The organism is Stutzerimonas stutzeri, from assembly GCF_009789555.1.
GTDB lineage: Bacteria > Pseudomonadota > Gammaproteobacteria > Pseudomonadales > Pseudomonadaceae > Stutzerimonas > Stutzerimonas stutzeri_R.
In genome coordinates, this window is sequence record NZ_CP046902.1 from 2279448 (window position 1) to 2296117 (window position 16670).

Genomic DNA, 16670 nt, shown 5'->3' on the forward strand with positions numbered 1-16670 from the left:
AAATGCCGGCCACGTTCTCGCTTTTGGATCAGGAGTGCTACATGACCATCAGTTCACAGCTATCGGCAGATGGACAGGAGCTGACGATTACCATCCAGGGGCGCTTTGATTTCAATACCCATCAGGCCTTTCGCGATGCCTATCAGCGCGCGGGCGGCATACCGCAGCGTTACGTGGTCGATCTCAACGGAACGACCTATCTCGACAGTTCCGCCCTCGGGATGCTGCTGCTGCTGCGCGACCACGGCGGCAGTGACAAAGCCGATATTCGACTGATCAACTGCAACCCGGACGTACGCAAGGTGCTCTCGGTTTCGAACTTCGAACAACTGTTCGCGATCACCTGATGCTCCGTCGGCTCTCCATACTCATCGCCGAGGATGGCGCGGCCGATCGCATGCTGCTTGCCGCGATCGTCGGCCGTCAGGGCCATCGCGTGACCACCGCAGCCAATGGCGCCGAAGCGGTACGGCGATTCGAACACGAAAGGCCGCACCTGGTGCTGATGGACGCGCTGATGCCGGTGATGGACGGCTTCGAGGCCGCGCGGCAAATCAAGCGCCTGGCCGGCAACGAGCTGGTGCCGATCATCTTCCTCACCTCATTGACGGAAAATGAAGCCCTGGTGCGCTGCCTCGAAGCGGGCGGTGACGATTTCATCGCCAAACCCTACAACCCGATCATTCTCGAAGCGAAGATCCAGGCCATGCATCGCTTGAGACGGCTGCAGGCCACGGTGCTGGAGCAGCGCGATCTCATTGCCAGGCGTAACCAGCAATTGCTCGATGAGCAGCGCGCGGCCAAGGCGATTTTCGACAAGGTGGCTCACGCCGGCTGCCTGAATGCCCCCAACATCCGTTACCGGCAGTCGCCGCGCGCCCTGTTCAATGGTGACCTGCTGCTGGCTGCACACGCGCCGGCCGGTCGGATGTTCGTGTTGCTGGGGGATTTCACCGGTCATGGCTTGCCGGCGGCCATCGGCGCGATGCCGCTGGCCGAAACCTTCTACGGCATGACAGCCAAAGGCTACTCCAGCAACGAAATCCTTCGCGAAATCAACGCCAAGCTGAAGCTGATCCTGCCGGTGGAAATGTTCTGCTGCGCCACGTTGCTGGATATCCATTTCAAGCAAGGCATGCTGCGGGTCTGGAATGGCGGATTGCCGGACGGTTATCTGCTGCGGGCATCGGATGGCGAACGTTTGCCCTTGCGCTCCCGGCACCTGCCGTTGGGTGTGCTCGAGGCGTCCACCTTCGATGACGCGTTCGAAACCTTGCCGCTGGCGACGGGGGATCGACTGCTGTTGATGTCGGACGGGATCCTCGAAAGCTGCAATGACGATGACGAACTCTTCGGCGAGCAACGGCTACTGGCCGTCATGGATGCAAATCGCGAGTCGTCGGACTTGTTCGACGAGATCCAGGAAGCCTTGCGGGCCTTTCATGGTCAAATACTTGACGATGCCAGCCTGGTCGAAGTGAGCGTGATCGACGAGGCGCAACTGACGGCGTTCGAACCCATCGATGCGTATCCCTCAAGCGTCCGGCAGTTGCGATCCCGGGACTGGTCGACCAGCTTCGAGCTGCGCCCGAGCAGCCTGCGCACGGCCAACCCGTTGCCGATGACCATGCAACTGCTGTTGCAGATTTCCCCGCTGCGCCACCGTGCCGGGACTATTTACACAGTACTGAGCGAACTCTATGCCAACGCGCTGGAGCACGGCGTACTGGCGCTCGATACGTCGATGAAATGCGATGCCGAGGGCTTCGCCAGGTACTATCAGCAGCGCCAGCAACGGCTGGAAGCGCTTACCGAAGGCTTCGTGTCCATCGAGCTGACCGTCAGGTCCGAGGGCGCGCAAGGCTACCTGCGTATCGGTGTGCGTGACAGTGGGCCGGGCTTCGACGTGCAGGGCGCCCTGGACAGGCAGTACGGCGCCGGTTATCTGGGCGGGCGGGGGTTGCGCATGGTCAGCCAATTGAGCGAGCGCTTCTACTGGCAGCCCGACGGCAAAATGCTCAACGTGGAGTTTCACTGGGCCACTCATGCATAATCCGGCGACTTTCTCGCGGGGGCGAATCCGTGCTCGATCATCTCGACAGTCGTGTGCTGGCGATTCTTCAGGATGTGATGGAGGCCGAGTATCCGGTCTTGCTGGACACCTTTCTGGCGGACTCCGAAGAGCGACTGAGGCTGCTGCAGGAGGCCTGTCAGAGCGGCGACGGGGAAGAACTGCGGCAGGCGGCCCACAGCTTCAAAGGCAGCTGCAGCAACATGGGCGCGGTGATGCTCGCCGAACTTTGCCGCGAGCTTGAGCGCAGCGCGCAGGAGCATCAGCTCGAGGGGGCGGCCGAGTCTATCGAGCGCATCGAGCGGGAATTCGCCATCGTCCAAGTCCTCATACGTGCCGAACGCCAGCGCTGCCTGGACTCGGACTGAGCGTCGTGTGGTCTGGCCTGGAGTTTGCTTGAGCAAACGCACGTCATCATCCTGAGCGGAAAGACCCATGGCCGTTTCCCCCGATCTGTTGCTCAATATCAAGGCACCCACCGCAGCCGCCAAGGCAGCGACCGCAGCTCCCAAAACGGCGCCACAAGCCAGTCGGGACGAGCCTTCCAGCTTCGCCAACGTCTATGCCAGGGAGCGCCAGGTCAAGCCGCCCGAACGCCAGGACACGGCAGCCAAGCCCGTGCGCGACAAGCCGGCGGGCGAAAAGCCGAGTCAGGAAACCGCCAAGGAAGGCGGCACCGAAACGCCGGCGGCGGCCGAAGCCGGCAAGCCATTGCCCGACGAACCCGCCACGGCTGACCGCGACGCCGAGGGTGCCGAAGCCGAGCTCGACCCGCTGCTGCTGTTCGGCATGGGCGGGCAGGCCGTACTCAGCGACGAACAGGCGCCCGTCCAGGCGCTGACCGGCAGCGAACGCCTGGCTGGCCTTGCCTTGACGGAAGCCGTAAATACGGGCGAAAGCGAAGGCGAGCCTGCGCTGGCTGCGCAGCGCTCGCTGACCCTTCAGCCTACGGCGCAAAAGACTCCGCTGCCGAGCGAACTGGCGCCGGACGGAGCCCCCGACGACACCGGCGAATGGTTGCCGGCGAGCCTTCTTGCCAGCGAGGTGCCGACCGAAGAATCCGATGCGACTGCGCTGGATGAGTCCTTCGGCGACCTGCTCGACAAGTTGGACGGGCCCAAGGAAAGCCGCGCCAGCGCGACCGACGCGGCGCTCAATCGGCTCAATCCGCTGACACAGGCGATCGCTCAGCAAAACCAGGCGGCGCAGGTACAGCGCCCGGTGTCGGTGCCGGGCCAGCCGGTACAGATGCAGCACTCTGGCTGGAGCGAAGCGGTTGTCGACAGGGTGATGTGGCTGTCGAGCCAGAACCTGAAGTCTGCCGAGATCCAGCTCGATCCGGCGGAACTCGGCCGCATGGAAGTGCGTATCGACATGAACAAGGACCAGACCCAGGTGACGTTCATGAGCCCGCATGCCGGTGTTCGCGATGCGCTGGAAGGTCAGATGCAGCGTCTGCGCGAGATGTTTGCGCAACAGGGCATGACCATGGACGTCAACGTCTCCGACCAGTCGCGTGGCTGGCAAGGCGAAGGCGGCGACCCGCACGCCCGGCGCGTGGCCGGAGACACGCCGGACGACGAAGACGTCAGCCGTGGCACGCTGGAGATCGGCAGGGGCGGTGTCGTTGGCGACCGCGGCCTGGTGGACTACTACGCCTGACAGCGATGGAGGCGGTGCTGGAAACCGGGCTTGTGCCCGGTTTTTTTGTCGTCGCTGGCCCGGCGTCACCGGACTATTCGTCTACAAGTTGGCGAGCGGGCCATGGCAATCGTTTACGCCGCACGTTCACTGGCCGATACTTTGGCACAGCAGTTGCTCGTAACGCTTTGATGCGAGTGAAATCACCTGTGATGACGGATATTTGGCATGGCTAAGAAACAGGGACCCCCAGACGTAGCGAGCCCTGCTGCTTCTACCGAGGGAAAGGGCAGGCTCAAGCTGATTATCCTGATTGTGCTCGGCTTGCTGCTGGCGGTCGGGTTGTCGGTGGCCAGTACCTTCTACTTCATGTCGCGGGGCGATTCCGAGCCGTCAACCGGCGACGCTGCGCAAACCCAGGCGACGCCTCAGCGGCAGGCCGCCATTTATGAAGTACTGGCGCCGGCCTTCATCGTCAATTTCAGCAACACCGGTGGCCGCCAGCGCTACATGCAGGTCAGCGTGGCGCTGATGTCGCGCGATCAGGCCGCGATCGATGCGTTGAAGGAACACATGCCGCTGTTGCGCAATCAACTGGTCATGCTGTTTTCCAGCCAGGCGTTCGCCACCCTGGCCACGCCGGTAGGGCAGGAGATGCTGCGGCAGCAGGCGACTGCCAGCGTTCAGGCGCTGGCGCAGAAAGAAATAGGCAAGCTCGCGATCGAGCAAGTGCTGTTCACCAACTTCGTATTGCAATAGGGGTCGTTGTAGATGGCTGTTCAAGACCTGCTCTCGCAAGACGAGATCGATGCGCTCCTGCACGGGGTCGACGACGGTCTGGTCGATACTGAAAGCGATTCCGAACCGGGCAGCATCAAAAGCTACGACCTGACCAGCCAGGACCGTATCGTCCGTGGACGCATGCCTACGCTGGAAATGGTCAATGAGCGTTTCGCCCGCTATACCCGTATCAGCATGTTCAACCTGCTGCGGCGCTCGGCCGACGTGTCGGTGGGCGGTGTGCAGGTGATGAAGTTCGGCGAATACGTGCATTCGTTGTACGTGCCGACCAGCCTGAATCTGGTGAAGATCAAGCCGCTGAGGGGGACTGCGCTGTTCATCCTCGATGCCAAGCTGGTGTTCAAGCTGGTAGACAATTTCTTCGGCGGCGATGGCCGCCACGCCAAGATCGAGGGGCGTGAGTTCACCCCCACCGAACTGCGCGTCGTGCGCATGGTGCTGGATCAGGCATTCGTCGATCTAAAGGAGGCCTGGCACGCGGTGCTCGACGTCAACTTCGAATATGTACATTCGGAGGTGAACCCGGCGCTGGCCAACATCGTCAGTCCCAGTGAAGTGGTGGTGGTCTCGACCTTCCACATCGAACTCGAGAGCGGCGGCGGCGATTTCCACGTGACCATGCCGTATTCGATGATCGAGCCGATCCGTGAAATGCTCGATGCCGGCTTTCAGTCCGATGTCAGCGATCAGGACGAACGCTGGGTCAACGCCTTGCGCGAGGACGTGCTCGATGTGAACGTGCCGCTCAGCGCGACGGTCGTGCGCCGCCAGCTCAAGCTGCGCGACATTCTCAATATGCAGCCGGGAGACGTGATACCGGTAGAGATGCCCGAAGACATGATCATGCGCGCCAACGGTATGCCGGCTTTCAAGGTCAAGCTCGGCGCGCACAAGGGCAACCTCGCCCTCCAGGTGCTTGAGTCCGTACTGCGACCCCGTTGATTCAGCTCCCCCATTCAATTACCAGCCGGTCGAGGATTAGCGATGGCAGACGAACACGAACACACTTCAGCCGAAGAGCAGGCGCTCGCCGACGAATGGGCTTCGGCGCTGGCCGAGGCGGGCGATGCCAACCAGGACGATATCGATGCGTTGCTCAATCAGGAGCCGGCGAGGGCGCCCGCAGCGCCACGCGCGCCGCTGGAAGAATTCGGCAGCACGCCGAAGTCGGCGGCCGTACCGGCCGGTCTCGAAGGGCCCAATCTGGATGTGATTCTCGACATCCCGGTATCCATCTCCATGGAGGTCGGCAGCACCGAGATCAGCATTCGCAACCTGTTGCAGCTCAACCAGGGTTCGGTGGTCGAACTCGATCGGCTGGCGGGTGAGCCACTGGATGTGCTGGTCAATGGCACCCTGATCGCCCACGGCGAGGTGGTGGTCGTGAATGAAAAGTTCGGCATCCGTCTGACGGACGTGATCAGTCCGAGCGAACGCATCAAGAAGTTGCGCTGACATGCGAATCCTGGCCTTCGTTTCGATGTGGCTGGCCTTGCCGGCACTGGCCGCCGAGCCCGCGGCGAGCATGAGCAGCACCGGCATGGGTACGCAGATGACCAAACTGCTGTTCGGCCTGTTGCTGGTCATCGGGCTGATCTTCCTGCTGGCCTGGCTGCTGCGCCGCATGCAACAGCTCAATGTGCGCGGCAACCAGGCCATCAAGCTGATTTCCAGCCATGCGCTCGGCCCTCGCGAGCGCCTGGTGCTGGTTCAGGTCGGCAGCGAACAGGTGTTGCTCGGCCTGAGCGCCGGTCGCATCACGCCACTGCATGTGCTTGAAGAGCCGGTTCATCTGCCGGATGCCGAGCCCGCCAACCCGGAGTTTGCACAGCGCCTGATGGAGCTGCTGGGCAAGGACCAGAAGGACAAGCATTGATGCTTCGATTGTTGCTGGCGGTCCTGTTGGTACTGGCCGCGCCGTTTGCCGTGGGCCAGGATGCCGGGGGGCTGATCACTCAGGGCGACAACCCGCTGTCGATACCGGCAATCACCCTGAGTACCGACGCCGAGGGGCAGCAGGAGTATTCGGTCAGCCTGCAGATTCTGCTGATCATGACGGCGCTGAGTTTCATTCCGGCGTTCGTCATGCTGATGACCAGTTTCACCCGGATCATCATCGTCTTTTCGATCCTGCGTCAGGCGCTGGGCCTGCAACAGACGCCGTCGAACCAGATTCTTGTCGGCCTGACGATCTTCCTCACGCTGTTCATCATGGCGCCGGTGTTCGAGCGCATCAACAGCGAGGCGGTGCAGCCCTATCTGAACGAGCAGTTGTCTGCGCCGGAGGCGATCGCGAGGGCCGAGGTGCCGCTTAAGAACTTCATGCTCGCGCAGACCCGCGAAAGCGACCTGGAGCTGTTCGTGCGGCTGTCGCGGCGGACCGATATCCAGACACCGGATGCCGCGCCCTTGACCATTCTGGTGCCGGCCTTCGTGACCTCGGAGCTGAAGACCGCCTTCCAGATCGGCTTCATGATCTTCATTCCGTTTCTGATCATCGACATGGTGGTCGCCAGCGTGCTGATGGCCATGGGCATGATGATGCTCTCGCCACTGATCATTTCGTTGCCGTTCAAGATCATGTTGTTCGTTCTGGTCGATGGCTGGGGGCTGATCATCGGTACGCTCGCCAGCAGTTTCGGCACGCTTTAGGGAGCCCCGCATGACACCCGAAGTCGCGGTTGACCTGTTTCGAGAAGGCCTGTGGATGACCGCGATGATCGTCGGCGTGCTGGTGGTGCCGAGCCTGCTGGTCGGCCTGGTGGTGGCGATGTTCCAGGCCGCGACGCAGATCAACGAGCAGACCCTGAGTTTTCTGCCGCGCCTGCTGGTGATGCTGATGACGCTGATCTGGGCGGGGCCCTGGCTGGTGCGCGAGCTGATGGAGTACACCGAGGGCCTGATCCAGAACATTCCGCTGATCATCGGGTAGCCGTGATGAATCCTGTCTTCGGCATGGTCCGCGCGGATGCTTGAACTCAGCGATGCGCAGATTGGCGCCTGGGTCGGGCAGTTTCTGCTGCCACTGTTTCGTATCGCGGCGCTGCTGATGAGCATGCCGATCATCGGCACCCAGCTGGTGCCGATGCGTGTGCGCTTGTACCTCGCGCTGGCCATCGCGGTCGTGCTGGTACCCGGATTGCCGCCGGTCCCGGTGGTCGAGGCGCTGAGCGCGCAGGCGCTGGTGCTGATCGCCGAGCAGATATTGATCGGCGTGATGCTGGGTTTCGTGCTTCAACTGTTTTTCCAGGTGTTCATCGTCTCCGGGCAGTTGCTGGCAATGCAGATGGGGCTGGGCTTCGCCTCGATGGTCGATCCGGCCAACGGGGTCTCGGTGCCGGTGATCGGGCAGTTTTTCAACATGCTGGTGATCCTGTTGTTCCTGGCGATGAACGGTCATCTGGTGGTGCTGGAAATCCTCACCGAAAGTTTCACCACGCTGCCCATCGGTGGCTGGATGGTGGGCACCCATCATTTCTGGGACGTGGCCGGCAAGCTCGGCTGGGTGCTGGGCGCCGGTCTGCTGTTGGTGCTGCCCGCGATCACCGCGCTGCTGGTGGTCAACCTGGCGTTCGGCCTGATGACGCGCGCGGCACCCCAGCTGAATATCTTCTCGATCGGTTTTCCGCTGACCCTGGTGCTCGGCCTGGTGATCGTCTGGATCGGCATGGCCGATATCCTCGCGCAGTACCAGACCTTCGTCAGCGAAGCGCTGGGCATGCTGCGTGAACTGATCGGGCTACGCTGATGCAGTCCGTTTCCCCGATGCGGTCGGAGTTTGCGCATGGCTGAGAGCGAAAGCGGTGCCGACAAAAGCGAGGAACCCACGGAGAAACGTCTCCGTGAATCCCGAGAGAAAGGACAACTGGCCCGCTCCCGCGAACTGAACACGGTGGCGGTCACGCTGGGCGGCATCGGTGGCTTGCTGGCCTCAGGCGCCGGCCTGGCCGGCAGCCTGATGGCGATGATGCAGGACAGCTTCGAACTCAGTCGCGAAACGCTGCTGGACGAGAGCGCCATGGTGGGCCTGCTGATGAGCAGCGGCATGATCGCGCTCGAAGCCATTATGCCGCTGCTGATCGTGTTGCTGATCGTCTCCATCCTCGGGCCGATTTCGCTGGGCGGCTGGCTGTTTTCGGCCAAGGCGATGGCGCCCAAGTTCAGCCGCATGAACCCCGGTCCCGGCCTCAAGCGAATGTTCTCGACCAAAGCCCTGGTGGAGCTGCTCAAGGCCCTGGGCAAGTTCCTGGTGGTGCTGCTGGTCGCACTGGCAGTCCTTGGCGCCTATCAGGACGACCTGCTGTCCATCGCCAAGCAGCCACTGGATCTCGCCATCATGCACAGCGCCGAGATAGTGGGCTGGTGCGCGCTGTGGATGGCCTGCGGACTGATCCTGATCGCCGCGGTCGACGTGCCATTCCAGCTTTGGGACAACAAGCAGAAGCTGATGATGACCAAGCAGGAAGTGCGCGACGAGTACAAGGACAGCGAAGGCAAGCCCGAAGTCAAGTCGCGGATTCGTCAGTTGCAGCGTGACGCCGCCCAGCGCCGGATGATGCAGGCGGTGCCGGATGCCGATGTGGTCATCACCAACCCGACCCACTTCGCCGTGGCGTTGAAATACGATGGAACCCGCGGTGGGGCGCCGATGCTGGTGGCCAAGGGCGGCGACTTCGTTGCCCTGAAGATTCGCGAGATTGCCCAGGAGCATCAGGTGACGGTGCTCGAATCACCGGCGCTGGCGCGAGCCGTCTTCTACTCCACCGAACTCGATCAGGAAATCCCGGCGGGGCTTTACCTCGCCGTGGCGCAGGTGCTGGCGTATGTCTATCAGTTGCGCCAGTACCGATCCGGCAAGGGGACGCGGCCCGACCCGCTGGGCAGCCTGCCGATCCCGCCGGACCTGCGCCGGGACGAATAGCCTGCGAAGGGCCTGCGCCGGCGTGGCCGGAACACACCGCGCAAGGCGCAGGACGACATCCGACGCCCGCCCGGCTTGGCTTGCCGTTACTCGATCACGCCGCAGGCGACCCGGGCGCCACCACCGCCGAGCGGCTGTGGATGGTCGGAGTGGTTGTCGCCACCCTTGTGAACCATCACTGCCAGGCCCTTGATGTCGCCGAGGCTTTTCAGGCGCGGGGCCAGCACCGGCTGATTGGCCTGGCCTTCACCGTCGACCATCAGTGCCGGTAGGTCGCCCATGTGGCCGTCGCCCCAGGGCTCGCCGTGCTTGCCGGTGTTCTGCGGGTCCCAGTGACCGCCGGCGGCGCCCGCGGCGAGGGTTTCGCCGTCCTTCTCGGCCGGATCGCAGCTGCCCTTGGCGTGAATATGGAACCCATGCGCGCCGGAATCGAGGCCCGAGAGGTCCGGGCGGAATACCAGCCCGTACTCGCTGCTTTCGATCTTGACGGTGCCGATGGACTCGCCGACCCCTTGAGCCGTGACCGCGTTGATCGGCACGCTGAGGGTTTCGGCTTGCAGGCTCACGGCCGTGCAACTGGCGAGGGCCACGATGATCCACTGTTTCATGGCAAAAACTCCTGTGCTGTGTACGACGGCCGTAGCCGCCCGGGGAGTCGTCGTGCGATCGAGCCGCCGCGACGACGCTTCCCGTGAGACTGTCCGCTGCCCGGTCGGTTCGGACCGACCTGCTCCGCAAGCGTCTGGCATAGCGGATACGCACGCTCGACGAAGTTGGACCCCTTCTTGCTATAGCCCCGGCAGGGCGCGTTTTGCGTCAATTCTTTGTTCTGTTCTGACGGGGTCTACGTGGATCGCACGCAACTCATCAATGTTCGCAATGGCCTGACCGGCGCGGGACGCGGCAACCTCGGCGTGCCGCTGCTGCTGCTGGTGATGATGGGCATGATGATGTTGTCGGTGCCGCCGTTCCTGCTGGACTTGCTGTTCACCTTCAACATCGCCCTGTCGATCGTCGTGCTGCTGGTCAGCGTCTACGCGTTGCGGCCGCTGGATTTCGCCGTATTCCCAACGATCCTGCTGGTCGCGACCCTGATGCGTCTGGCGCTGAACGTCGCTTCCACACGGGTGGTCCTGATCAACGGTCACGACGGCGGTGCCGCTGCGGGCCATGTGATCGAGGCGTTCGGCAATGTGGTGATTGGTGGCAACTACGTCGTCGGTATCGTGGTGTTCGCGATCTTGATGATCATCAACTTCGTCGTGGTCACCAAGGGTGCCGGGCGGATCTCGGAAGTCAGTGCGCGCTTCACCCTCGATGCCATGCCCGGCAAGCAGATGGCGATCGACGCCGACCTCAACGCGGGGCTGATCGATCAGTCCGAAGCCAAGCTGCGTCGGGTGGAAGTAGCATCGGAGGCAGACTTCTATGGCTCGATGGACGGTGCCAGCAAGTTTGTCCGGGGCGACGCCATTGCCGGCCTGTTGATCCTGTTCATCAACCTCATCGGCGGCATCGGCATCGGGATGGCCCAGCATGGCATGAGCTTCAGCGAGGCGGGCCAGGTCTATGCGCTGCTGACCATCGGTGACGGCCTCGTTGCCCAGATCCCCTCGCTGCTGCTGTCGACCGCTGCCGCGATCATGGTGACCCGCGTCACCAGCTCCGAAGACATGGGCCAGCAAGTCAACCGGCAAATGTTCGCCTCGCCCAAGGCGCTGGCGGTGGCTGCCGGCATCATGATCGCCATGGGTCTGGTGCCGGGCATGCCGCACCTGTCGTTCCTGGGGCTCGGCGCGGTCGCCGCAGGCGGTGCGTACTGGATCTGGCATCGCCAGAAACAGGCCAGGCAAGAAGCCGAGCAGGACGTCCAGAAACAGCAGGAAATGCTCCCGGCGCAGCGCGCGGCGGAAACCAAGGAGCTGGGCTGGGATGACGTGACCCCGGTGGACATGGTCGGTCTGGAAGTCGGCTACCGGCTGATTCCGTTGGTCGATCGCAACCAGGGAGGGCAACTGCTGGCGCGAATCAAGGGCGTGCGGAAAAAGCTCTCCCAGGACCTCGGCTTCCTCATGCCGTCAGTGCATATCCGCGACAACCTCGACCTGCTGCCCAATGCCTACCGATTGACGCTGATGGGCGTGAGCCTGGCCGAGGCGGAGGTCTACCCGGATCGGGAGCTGGCAATCAATCCGGGCCAGGTGTTCGGACCGCTCAACGGCATCGCCGCCAAGGACCCGGCGTTCGGCCTGGAAGCGGTGTGGATCGAGGCCAGCCAGCGCGACCAGGCGCAGTCGCTCGGCTACACGGTGGTGGACGCCAGTACGGTGGTGGCGACGCACCTCAATCAGGTGCTGCACAAGCATGCCCATGAGCTGCTGGGCCATGAGGAGGTTCAACAACTGTTGCAACTGCTGGCCAAGAGTTCACCGAAGCTCGCCGAGGAGTTGGTGCCGGGCATGATTTCCCTCTCCACGCTGCTCAAGGTCTTGCAGGCACTGCTGCAGGAGCAGGTGCCCGTGCGCGACATCCGCACCATCGCCGAGGCGATCGCCAACGTCGCGGCCAAGAGTCAAGATCCCGCCGCGATGGTGGCGGCAGTGCGGGTCGCGCTCTCTCGCGCAATCGTGCAAAACGTTGTGGGACTAGAGCCGCAGCTGCCTGTGATCACGCTTGAACCCAGGTTGGAACAGATATTGCTCAACAGTCTTCAGAAGGCGGGTCAAGGGTCCGAAGATGGCATTCTTCTGGAGCCGGGCATGGCCGAAAAGTTGCAACGTTCCCTGGTAGAGGCGGCACAGCGTCAAGAAATGTTGGGCAAGCCGGCGATTCTGCTGGTGGCAGGTCCGGTCCGCGCGATGTTGTCGCGATTCGCCCGGCTGGCCGTACCGAACATTCATGTGCTCGCCTATCAGGAAATTCCGGATAACAAGCAGGTCACCATCGTTTCCACGGTGGGTCAGAATTAACCGAGGGTTATAGGCCATGCAGGTCAAACGTTTCTTCGCAGCCGACATGCGTATCGCCATGAAGATGATTCGTGACGAGCTGGGCGCTGACGCCGTGATCACCGGGAACCGTCGGGTTGCCGGTGGCGTCGAGCTGACCGCTGTGCTTGATTATCCGATGGAGACTGTGACCCCCAAGCAGCCGAACCCGGCCCTCGAAGCCGAGCTGCGCAAGACTCAGGCGCGTATCGCCAGTGCCCATGCCGAGCTACAGGCACCGTCGCGTGTGCAGGCGGGCAAGGATCGTCAACTGCTTGACGAGAAGGCGTCGGCGGCCGTTGTTCCAGAGCCTGCCGCCGCACCTGCCGCGGTGGATTCGAGAACGATCCAGGCGATGCAGTCGGAATTGCAGGGGCTGCGTGAGCTGATCGAAGTGCAGCTGGGCTCCATTGCCTGGGGCCATGAGCAAAGCCGCCGGCCGCAACAGGCCGGCCTCTGGCGCCGCCTGCAGCGCATCGGCTTGCCGGCTGAACTGTCACGCGCATTGCTGGAAAAGGTGTCGACGGTATCCGAGCCTCGCCAGGCCTGGCGCATGTTGCTGGCCCACCTGGCGCAATCGATCAAGGTCAGCAAGGTCGAGCCGCTGGAAGAGGGCGGCATCATTGCGCTGGTCGGCCCGGCTGGCGCCGGCAAGACCACCACACTGGCCAAGCTGGCGGCCCGCTACGTGCTCAAGCACGGCGCCCAGAGCATCGCCCTGGCGAGCATGGACAACTATCGCATCGGCGCGCAGGAGCAACTGAAGACGCTGGGGCGCATTCTCGACGTGCCGGTCATTCAGATCGACCCCAGCCAGCCATTGAGCAAGACCCTGGCGCCACTGGCCCGCAAGCGCCTGATCCTCGTCGATACGGCAGGCTTGCCGACCGGTGATCCGATGATGCGTGCCCAGCTCGAAGCGCTGGCTGACCGCGGCGTCAAATCGAAGAACTATCTGGTGCTGCCAGCCACAAGCCAGAGCCAGGTCCTCAAGGCGACCTGGCACAACTACCGTCGCTGCGGGCTGGCGGGCTGCATTCTGACTAAACTGGATGAAGCGGGGAGCCTGGGCGATGTGCTCGGGCTTGCCATCAGCCAGCACCTGCCCATCGCCTATCTCGCCGATGGCGCTCGTATCCCCGATGATCTGCATCTGCCGCGCAGTCACCAGCTGGTCAGCCGTGCGGTCAGCCTGCAATCGGAGGAAAATCCCAGCGAGGAAACCATGGCCGACATGTTCTCCGGTCTGTACAACGGTTCTTCACGGAAGGTCGGATGAACGCGTCGCTCCGTGATACAACACAAGACGCGTTCGGGCTGAACGCATCGATGGCCCTCGGGCTCCAGCAAGAGATAGGCGTGTGAAAATGGGTATTCATCCCGTACAGGTTATTGCAGTGACCGGCGGCAAGGGTGGCGTCGGCAAGACCAACGTGTCGGTCAATCTGTCCCTGGCGCTGGCCGAACTCGGTCGCCGGGTGGTGTTGCTCGATGCCGACCTTGGACTGGCCAACGTCGACGTGTTGCTGGGTCTGACCACCAAGCGCACGCTGGCCGACGTCATCGCCGGAGAGTGCGATCTGCGCGACGTCATGATTCAAGGCCCGGGCGGCATCCGTGTCGTGCCCGCGGCGTCCGGCACCCAGAGCATGGTCCAGTTGTCTACCCTGCAGCATTCGGGGTTGATACAGGCATTCAGCGATATCGGTAACGATATCGATGTGCTGATCATCGACACGGCGGCGGGTATCGGCGACGGCGTGGTGAGCTTCGTTCGTGCGGCGCAGGAAGTGTTGCTGGTGGTGACCGATGAGCCCACCTCGATCACCGATGCCTACGCATTGATCAAACTGCTCAATCGCGATTATGGCATCAGCCGTTTTCGTGTGCTGGCGAACATGGCGCACGCACCGCAGGAAGGCCGCAACCTGTTCGCCAAGCTGACCAAGGTCACCGAGCGCTTTCTGGATGTGGCGCTGCAATACGTCGGGGCGATTCCCTACGACGAAGCGGTGCGCAAGGCGGTACAGAAGCAGCGCGCCGTGTATGAGGCCTACCCGAGGGCCAAGTGCTCGCTGGCGTTCAAGGCCATCGCGCAGAAAGTGGATACCTGGCCGCTGCCGGCAACGCCGCGCGGTCACCTGGAGTTCTTCGTGGAGCGCCTTGTCAGGCCTGCCGCAGACTCTGACGAATGACAGCGGCTGGACTCGGTATGTATTACAGCAAAGCTCAGGCAAAAGACTCGCAGTACCAGCTCATCGATCAATACGCGCCATTGGTCAAACGCATCGCCTATCACCTCCTGGCGCGTTTGCCCGCGAGCGTGCAGGTCGATGATCTCATGCAGGCCGGCATGATCGGTCTGCTCGAAGCGTCCAAGAAATACGACGCGGGGAAAGGCGCGAGTTTCGAAACCTATGCCGGGATTCGAATCCGTGGCGCCATGCTCGATGAGGTTCGCAAGGGCGACTGGGCGCCGCGTTCGGTGCACCGCAATTCGCGCATGGTCAGCGAGGCGATTCGCGCAATCGAGGCCAGAACCGGCCGCGACGCTAAAGATCAGGAAGTTGCGGCCGAACTTAAATTGAGTCTCGATGAGTACTACGGCATTCTGGGCGACACCCTGGGCAGCCGCCTGTTCAGCTTCGACGACCTGTTACAGGAAGGCGAGCACGGGGAGTTCGAGGAAGATGCTGCCAGCACCCATCCGGAACCGTCCCGCGATCTGGAAGACGAGCGTTTTCAACAGGCGCTGGCGGAGGCCATCGGCAACCTGCCTGAACGTGAAAAGCTGGTGCTTTCGCTGTATTACGACGAAGAGTTGAATTTGAAGGAAATCGGCCAGGTGCTGGGTGTCAGCGAATCGCGGGTGAGCCAGCTGCACAGCCAGTGCGCGGCCCGTCTGCGGGCTCGCCTGGGCGAGTGGCGCGCGCGCTGAAGGGTCGTTCGCAAAAAAGCATAGAGGCCGCTTACGAGCTTCATTCATGAGGCCCGCAACAGACCGTGAGCAGGTTCTGGGATTCGGGATTTACGGAGGTGTACTTGGACAAGAATATGAAAATCCTCATCGTCGATGATTTTTCGACCATGAGACGGATCATCAAGAACCTCTTGCGCGATCTGGGTTTTACCAACACCGCCGAGGCGGATGACGGCACCACGGCGCTGCCGATGCTCAAGAGCGGCAGCTTCGACTTCCTCGTCACGGACTGGAACATGCCCGGCATGAGCGGCATCGATCTGCTGCGCGCGGTGCGTGCCGACGAGCGCCTGAAGCACCTTCCGGTATTGATGGTCACCGCCGAAGCGAAGCGCGATCAGATCATCGAGGCCGCGCAGGCGGGCGTAAACGGTTACGTGGTCAAGCCATTCACGGCTCAGGTGCTCAAAGAGAAGATCGAAAAGATCTTCGAGCGCGTCAACGGCTGAAGCAGTAACGCCGCGAGGGCACTATGACGCAAGCTGACCAAAGCCTGGCAGAGTTCGAAGCGACTCTGAGGGCTCATGCACCCCAATTGATCGAAAGTCTGCAGCAGGGTCGCTTCGACGAAGCCACGCAGATGTTCAACGAGCTCAACCAGGTGCGCAACCACGGGCTCTATCAGGAAGTGGGCAAGCTCACCCGTGAGCTGCACAACGCCATCGTCAAACTCGAGATGGATACCTGCGCCACTGGTGGTGATCCGTCACCGATCACCGACGCCACCGACAGGCTTTCCTATGTGGTGGAGATGACCGAGAAAGCGGCCAACCGCACCATGGACCTGGTGGAAGAATCGGCGCCGCTGGTGAATTACGTCAGTTACGAGGCCCAGAGCCTGACCGCCGACTGGCAGCGCTTCATGCGCCGCGAAATGAATGCCGAGCAATTCAGGGATCTGGTCCGTCGCATCGATCAATACCTGCAACGCTCGATGAACGACAGCAGCCAGCTGTCGCAGAACCTCAGCGAGATCATGCTCGCCCAGGACTTTCAGGACCTGACCGGCCAGGTCATCAAGCGGGTGACCCGCCTGATCAGCGAGCTTGAAAGCAACCTGCTCAATCTCGTGCTGATGGCCGGGCAGGTCGATCGTGTGGCGGGCATCCAGCATGACCGTGAAGCGATGCGCGCCGAGCAGGAAAAGAAAAAACAAGAAAAAGAGCCTTCCAACGGTGAAGGTCCGCAGATGCATGCCGATATACGTGAGGATGTCGTATCCGGGCAGGACGATGTCGATGATCTGCTTTCGAGCCTGGGCTTTTAGGG

The 16670-nt window shown here is 62.3% G+C and carries 19 protein-coding genes; 18 read left to right on the forward strand and 1 reads right to left on the reverse strand.

Going from position 1 to position 16670, the window contains the following annotated elements:
• Positions 1 to 41: 41 nt before the first annotated feature.
• From GQA94_RS10595 to flhB, 12 genes are all read left to right on the forward strand, one after another.
• Entirely contained in the window at positions 42 to 347 is a 306-nt protein-coding gene (locus GQA94_RS10595) for an STAS domain-containing protein (protein WP_158187985.1), read from the forward strand.
• Complete coding sequence (locus tag GQA94_RS10600; RefSeq protein WP_158187986.1) at positions 347 to 2053, forward strand: ATP-binding SpoIIE family protein phosphatase; 1707 nt, start codon at positions 347 to 349, stop codon at positions 2051 to 2053. The genes GQA94_RS10595 and GQA94_RS10600 overlap by 1 nt, the downstream gene beginning before the upstream one ends.
• 77 nt (positions 2054 to 2130) lie before the next feature.
• The gene (locus GQA94_RS10605) at positions 2131 to 2439 is read left to right on the forward strand and encodes an Hpt domain-containing protein (RefSeq protein ID WP_158190082.1); all 309 of its coding nucleotides are present in this window, start codon (positions 2131 to 2133) and stop codon (positions 2437 to 2439) included.
• Positions 2440 to 2506: 67 nt separating this feature from the next.
• Positions 2507 to 3733: a flagellar hook-length control protein FliK gene (locus GQA94_RS10610; protein WP_158187987.1), complete on the forward strand. Its 1227-nt coding sequence runs from the start codon at positions 2507 to 2509 to the stop codon at positions 3731 to 3733.
• A gap of 207 nt (positions 3734 to 3940) precedes the next feature.
• Positions 3941 to 4471, forward strand: coding sequence for a flagellar basal body-associated protein FliL (gene fliL, locus GQA94_RS10615; RefSeq protein ID WP_158187988.1), 531 nt, complete (start codon positions 3941 to 3943; stop codon positions 4469 to 4471).
• A 12-nt stretch (positions 4472 to 4483) separates the two neighbouring features.
• Complete coding sequence (fliM, locus tag GQA94_RS10620; RefSeq protein ID WP_158187989.1) at positions 4484 to 5455, forward strand: flagellar motor switch protein FliM; 972 nt, start codon at positions 4484 to 4486, stop codon at positions 5453 to 5455.
• Between the two features lie 42 nt (positions 5456 to 5497).
• A complete protein-coding gene (fliN, locus tag GQA94_RS10625) occupies positions 5498 to 5968 on the forward strand; it encodes a flagellar motor switch protein FliN (protein WP_158187990.1) in 471 nt (156 codons plus the stop codon).
• Position 5969: 1 nt separating this feature from the next.
• Positions 5970 to 6389, forward strand: a complete 420-nt coding sequence (fliO, locus tag GQA94_RS10630) for a flagellar biosynthetic protein FliO (RefSeq protein ID WP_158187991.1) — start codon at positions 5970 to 5972, stop codon at positions 6387 to 6389.
• Entirely contained in the window at positions 6389 to 7165 is a 777-nt protein-coding gene (gene fliP / locus GQA94_RS10635; RefSeq protein ID WP_158187992.1) for a flagellar type III secretion system pore protein FliP, read from the forward strand. The genes fliO and fliP overlap by 1 nt, the downstream gene beginning before the upstream one ends.
• A 10-nt stretch (positions 7166 to 7175) precedes the next feature.
• The gene (fliQ, locus tag GQA94_RS10640) at positions 7176 to 7445 is read left to right on the forward strand and encodes a flagellar biosynthesis protein FliQ (RefSeq protein ID WP_158187993.1); all 270 of its coding nucleotides are present in this window, start codon (positions 7176 to 7178) and stop codon (positions 7443 to 7445) included.
• A 36-nt stretch (positions 7446 to 7481) separates the two neighbouring features.
• Positions 7482 to 8261 (forward strand): flagellar biosynthetic protein FliR, encoded by a 780-nt coding sequence (fliR, locus tag GQA94_RS10645; RefSeq protein WP_158187994.1) that lies wholly within the window; start codon positions 7482 to 7484, stop codon positions 8259 to 8261.
• 36 nt (positions 8262 to 8297) lie between these two features.
• Positions 8298 to 9434, forward strand: a complete 1137-nt coding sequence (flhB, locus tag GQA94_RS10650) for a flagellar biosynthesis protein FlhB (RefSeq protein WP_158187995.1) — start codon at positions 8298 to 8300, stop codon at positions 9432 to 9434.
• Positions 9435 to 9520: 86 nt separating this feature from the next.
• On the opposite strand, the gene sodC is transcribed toward flhB, so the two are convergent.
• Positions 9521 to 10042, reverse strand: a complete 522-nt coding sequence (gene sodC / locus GQA94_RS10655; protein WP_158187996.1) for a superoxide dismutase family protein — start codon at positions 10040 to 10042, stop codon at positions 9521 to 9523.
• Between the two features lie 240 nt (positions 10043 to 10282).
• Here sodC and flhA point away from each other — a divergent pair, with 240 nt between their 5' ends.
• The 6 genes from flhA to GQA94_RS10685 all read left to right on the forward strand — a co-directional run bounded on the left by flhA (position 10283) and on the right by GQA94_RS10685 (position 16668).
• Complete coding sequence (flhA, locus tag GQA94_RS10660) at positions 10283 to 12403, forward strand: flagellar biosynthesis protein FlhA (RefSeq protein ID WP_158187997.1); 2121 nt, start codon at positions 10283 to 10285, stop codon at positions 12401 to 12403.
• 16 nt (positions 12404 to 12419) lie between these two features.
• Positions 12420 to 13700 (forward strand): flagellar biosynthesis protein FlhF, encoded by a 1281-nt coding sequence (gene flhF / locus GQA94_RS10665; protein ID WP_158187998.1) that lies wholly within the window; start codon positions 12420 to 12422, stop codon positions 13698 to 13700.
• 88 nt (positions 13701 to 13788) lie between these two features.
• Positions 13789 to 14616 (forward strand): flagellar synthesis regulator FleN, encoded by an 828-nt coding sequence (gene fleN / locus GQA94_RS10670; RefSeq protein ID WP_158187999.1) that lies wholly within the window; start codon positions 13789 to 13791, stop codon positions 14614 to 14616.
• Positions 14613 to 15359 carry an RNA polymerase sigma factor FliA gene (gene fliA / locus GQA94_RS10675; protein ID WP_158188000.1) on the forward strand — a complete coding sequence of 249 codons (747 nt, stop codon included), beginning with the start codon at positions 14613 to 14615 and terminating at the stop codon, positions 15357 to 15359. Before fleN ends, fliA begins: the two co-directional genes overlap by 4 nt.
• A gap of 116 nt (positions 15360 to 15475) precedes the next feature.
• Positions 15476 to 15850 (forward strand): chemotaxis response regulator CheY, encoded by a 375-nt coding sequence (locus tag GQA94_RS10680; protein ID WP_172830728.1) that lies wholly within the window; start codon positions 15476 to 15478, stop codon positions 15848 to 15850.
• Between the two features lie 23 nt (positions 15851 to 15873).
• On the forward strand, positions 15874 to 16668 hold the full coding sequence (locus tag GQA94_RS10685) for a protein phosphatase CheZ (protein ID WP_158188001.1): 795 nt from the start codon (positions 15874 to 15876) through the stop codon (positions 16666 to 16668).
• The last annotated feature ends 2 nt before the right edge of the window (positions 16669 to 16670 follow it).